Below are 234 nucleotides of genomic sequence, written 5' to 3' on the forward strand. Positions count from 1 at the left end.
ATTCAATGAGGATGCTTATAAGCAAACGGAAGCAGATGGCATGAATGACGAAGGGAACTGCCGCATCAAAGGCAATATCAACCGGAGCGGCAATAAAATCTATCATATGCCCGGCGCCCCTTCCTACGAGGGGACCAATCCTGAACAGTGGTTTTGCACAGAACAAGAAGCCAGAGACGCCGGCTTCCGCAGTTCCGGCCAATAAAGAAGAGGGGGAATACGATGCAATTGCTT

At 50.0% G+C, this 234-nt stretch carries 1 protein-coding gene; it reads left to right on the forward strand.

Annotated elements, in window-relative coordinates; all coding sequences use genetic code 11:
• On the forward strand, window positions 1-205 hold a 205-nt coding region (locus R0J87_RS24935; RefSeq protein WP_498889713.1), incomplete at its 5' end, for a sunset domain-containing protein.
• Window positions 206-234: the final 29 nt, after the last annotated feature.

The organism is Halomonas sp. SIMBA_159 (assembly GCF_046536035.1).
In the GTDB taxonomy this organism is placed as follows: Bacteria; Pseudomonadota; Gammaproteobacteria; order Pseudomonadales; family Halomonadaceae; genus Vreelandella; species Vreelandella venusta_A.